General features: G+C 52.7%; 4 protein-coding genes and 2 rRNA genes. 2 read left to right on the top strand and 4 right to left on the bottom strand.

Going from position 1 to position 3,220, the window contains the following annotated elements; translation table 11 throughout:
* The coding region (locus DB51_RS10500; RefSeq protein WP_238548370.1) for a hypothetical protein at window positions 1-247 on the top strand (247 nt) is incomplete at its 5' end.
* A 175-nt stretch (window positions 248-422) separates the two neighbouring features.
* On the opposite strand, the gene DB51_RS10100 is transcribed toward DB51_RS10500, so the two are convergent.
* Both DB51_RS10100 and DB51_RS09635 read right to left on the bottom strand, forming a co-directional pair.
* Complete coding sequence (locus tag DB51_RS10100; protein WP_084674771.1) at window positions 423-713, bottom strand: type II toxin-antitoxin system RelE/ParE family toxin; 291 nt, start codon at window positions 711-713, stop codon at window positions 423-425.
* 2 nt (window positions 714-715) lie between these two features.
* Window positions 716-982, bottom strand: coding sequence for a type II toxin-antitoxin system RelB/DinJ family antitoxin (locus tag DB51_RS09635; RefSeq protein ID WP_034254718.1), 267 nt, complete (start codon window positions 980-982; stop codon window positions 716-718).
* 638 nt (window positions 983-1,620) lie between these two features.
* Between DB51_RS09635 and DB51_RS09630 the strand changes: the two genes are divergently transcribed.
* Window positions 1,621-2,760 carry an IS1249 family transposase gene (locus tag DB51_RS09630; protein WP_034254716.1) on the top strand — a complete coding sequence of 380 codons (1,140 nt, stop codon included), beginning with the start codon at window positions 1,621-1,623 and terminating at the stop codon, window positions 2,758-2,760.
* Between the two features lie 88 nt (window positions 2,761-2,848).
* Here DB51_RS09630 and rrf read toward each other — a convergent pair.
* Together rrf and DB51_RS09620 are read right to left on the bottom strand one after the other, a co-directional pair.
* Window positions 2,849-2,965 (bottom strand): 5S ribosomal RNA (gene rrf, locus DB51_RS09625).
* Between the two features lie 165 nt (window positions 2,966-3,130).
* Window positions 3,131-3,220 (bottom strand): 23S ribosomal RNA (locus DB51_RS09620); the annotation flags it as partial.

Genomic DNA, 3,220 nt, shown 5'->3' with positions numbered 1-3,220 from the left:
GAACCACACAAAAATCTCGGTACTCATTAAGCTAATCAAAGCACTCCACCAAAAAATGAAGCTCATACCGAACTGGCAATTAAAAAAGACTATAAAAAGTAGTACAAATACGCTCTTGAGTTCTCAAACCACCACCACACCAGACCTCTTGAAGCAATCCCGAGGATTTCTTCTCGCTGTCGGGCAGCAAGGGATTAATTTACACGAGATGCCCTACCTGTGCAAATCATCCCTCGCTGGATTCTGACAAACGTTGCAATACAGCCGTTATCTCGGCGTGTCGAAATTGCTGTTTTCTGCCGCTGTTTGCTTTGCATACCTCTTGAAGTTGCCAAAATTCCTCGAATATTCCTTCCCTTCGGCGTGTTGTAGGTTCACTCTATCTGGGCTGTTGTGGATGCCGACACCACTGCCCACGGATTCTAACGAAATAGTTCGTCATGGCTGCCTACACGCAGGAAGACAGCAGTGCCACTGGATGTACGCCATATCAGCAGACTATCGAGACTGTTGTCGATGTGGCACTCGAGCACTCCACTCCAGTCGCCAGTGAGCCTATGGGCACGATGTCTGCGCCGTAGCTCATCGCGAGACTCTTCGTTGTCAGCAAGTACCAGACGAATTACACGACGTAAGCCCTCGGTGTCCATATGTTTCCTGGTCATTCGTTTCACGTCGCGCTCAAAGCCTGAGGTGTATTCGGGAACGAGCATGGTCAGATTCCCAAAGAATCAAACATCTCGTCAGCGTTCTTGAAGCGCTGACGTCCGCTTTGCGTTATCTCCTCCGCCTCACGAATAGCGGCGAGAGTCTGCTCATTGGGGATGGGTTCATAGCTGAGGTTCAACGGAATGCGACGTTCCCGCACCATCTGGCGATAGAACGCCCTGGTGACAGATGAAAGATCGAAGCCGAAGTCCTCTGCGATATCGGAGGCCTTCAGTTTGGTCTCATCGTCCACTCGTACAGTAATAGTCGCCATGGCGCTACCAACCTTTACTCTCGTCTTACGCCGTTTATCTAGTGTCACACAATAGTATTGAAATAGTAAGAGATTGCAAGTTTCATCTACAGAGAAGCTTGTAAGTGTGTTCTATGGGACTTCCATGAAGCAAACGGGACGCCTAGTGTATTCCGTGTGAAAGGCCGAGGTAATCGCAATACCGGAATAGCCGATAACATACATTATGTTCGCTTCTCTGCGAACAACGAAAGAGTATAGAAGAGGACAAGTCGACAATAAAACAGTGTGCTTCGAGGCACAGCTGCGCTGAGTATCATTGTTCGCTGCGGACGCTGAGATGATATCTGCATCAAAAGGACAGGAATCTGAAAACAATGCCCGAAAAGCCGTCATGTTGATACAGGTATCGAACTAGTCGGCCCAGGCACACAACAGTGCGAAGAGCCGATATGCCGTGGTTGGGTGTGTGGGGGGGGGTTATAGGTCATAAAGTGTGTCTGTTTTTGGCTTATATCCGTTGTGGGAGTAGGGCTGAGAGTGGTTTGTGTTTGGTTGGGTTGATTGCGCACTCGGTCATAAAGTGTGTCTGATATCGGCTTGTATCCCTTATATGAGTAGGGCTGGGAGTGGTTTGTGTTTGTTGCTTTCATGGGGTGATGACCAGACCCTCATGTCCTTCCTGTAATCGTGTGATGAAACGTAACGGCACCACGAGCGCGGGCACGACCCGTTGGCGATGTCCCTCACCTGAATGCGGGGTGTCCAGAACGGTGAAACACCAGCGTGATGGCAGTAGTCTCATAATGTTTCTTGACTGGTTGTTCTCCAAACACACACAGGCCGAGACCGGTGCGGACCCACGTACGTTCAGGCGTCATACCCGATGGTGCTGGGAGTTGTGGCCTCCAGTGCCGTTGGTTGATGAGATTCACCATGTGGTGCATGTGGACGGTATTCATCTGCACCGGCAGGCGGTCGTACTGATCGCCATCGCTGACGCTCATGTGATCGGCTGGTATGTAGCACGTAGGGAAACCTCGGCCGGGTGGATGAACTTGATGGCTCGTATCGCCCCGCCCGACGTGGTGGTATGCGACGGTGGCGGCGGACTCCTGAAAGCATTGAAAACCGTGTGGCCTGATACGCGGGTGCAGCGCTGCCTGTTCCACGTGTGCATGAAAATCAGCGAGCTCACCGGGACGAGACCACGCTTGGATGCCGGCAAACAGTTACGCAAGCTCGCTATCGGCCTCAGCCGTGTGACAACCCGAGATGATGCCGCCGCATGGCTGGTGGCGTACAACCAGTGGGAACAGGACTTCCACGAGTTCCTTGACGAACACAGCCAATATGCGGACGGCAGTATCGAGGACACCCACCAGCGGCTCGTCAAAGCCCGACGCATGATCCGCAAGCGCATCAAAGAGAACCACCTGTTCACCTTCCTCGATCATGAGCTCACCCGGGATACCCCGATACCGGCCACGAACAACCTGATCGAATCATGGAACGCGCGACTGCGCGACATGATGCGCCACCACCGAGGACTACGCCTCATCCGCAGGATCAAAGCCATCTGTTGGTGGTGCCACCAACACAGCGAACGCCCGCAACCCGCCGCATGGCTCGCCGTTAACAGCATCACCGACCAACACATCGAAGACCTCTACAGGAAAGCCTGGCAGTCAAGCCCACAAGGAGCCTACGAAAACTACGGCATCCCTAACAGGTACGGCACCGGCATCAACTGGAACGAATTCCACACCACCACCCGATACCCAAACCAAACCAACTAACCCCGAGACACACTTTATGACCTATAACCCGTGTGGGGTATGAGTGAACCCCGGGTAGGTGGTGCCTACTCGGGGTTCTGTACGTGTATAGCGGCAACGTGCTACTCTCCCACACCCTAACGAGTGCAGTACCATCGCCGTGCTAGGTCTTAGCTTCCAGGTTCGGAATGGAGCTGGGCGTTTCCCCTAGGCTATGGTCACCGCAAATCTTTGATTATCACTCCCGGACGTGCCGGGAATGGGATGTGGCCGCTTGGGAACCGGATGGTGGACGCGATGTATATCGTTGTCATGAATCAACAAGTGCTCCTTGTTGACAGTCATTGCTAGAAGGACTTACGGTATCCATCCAACCCAAGGGTTGAATGAAGTATGATTGCCTTTCGACTGTTAGTACCGGTCAGCTCCACCCYTACGGGGCTTCCACATCCGGCCTATCAACCATGTGTTCTACATGGAG

Origin of the sequence: Bifidobacterium crudilactis (assembly GCF_000738005.1) — a bacterium.
Lineage (GTDB): Bacteria > Actinomycetota > Actinomycetes > Actinomycetales > Bifidobacteriaceae > Bombiscardovia > Bombiscardovia crudilactis.
Note: the sequence above shows the minus strand (reverse complement) of the source record. Positions and strands in the feature narration are given on the sequence as shown.

What these genes read in the sequence shown, in the direction of transcription:
- DB51_RS10100 (WP_084674771.1), bottom strand. Translation starts at nt 713, where the DNA reads ATGCTCGTTCCCGAATACACCTCAGGCTTTGAGCGCGACGTGAAACGA.
- DB51_RS09635 (WP_034254718.1), bottom strand. Translation starts at nt 982, where the DNA reads ATGGCGACTATTACTGTACGAGTGGACGATGAGACCAAACTGAAGGCC.
- DB51_RS09630 (WP_034254716.1), top strand. Translation starts at nt 1,621, where the DNA reads ATGACCAGACCCTCATGTCCTTCCTGTAATCGTGTGATGAAACGTAAC.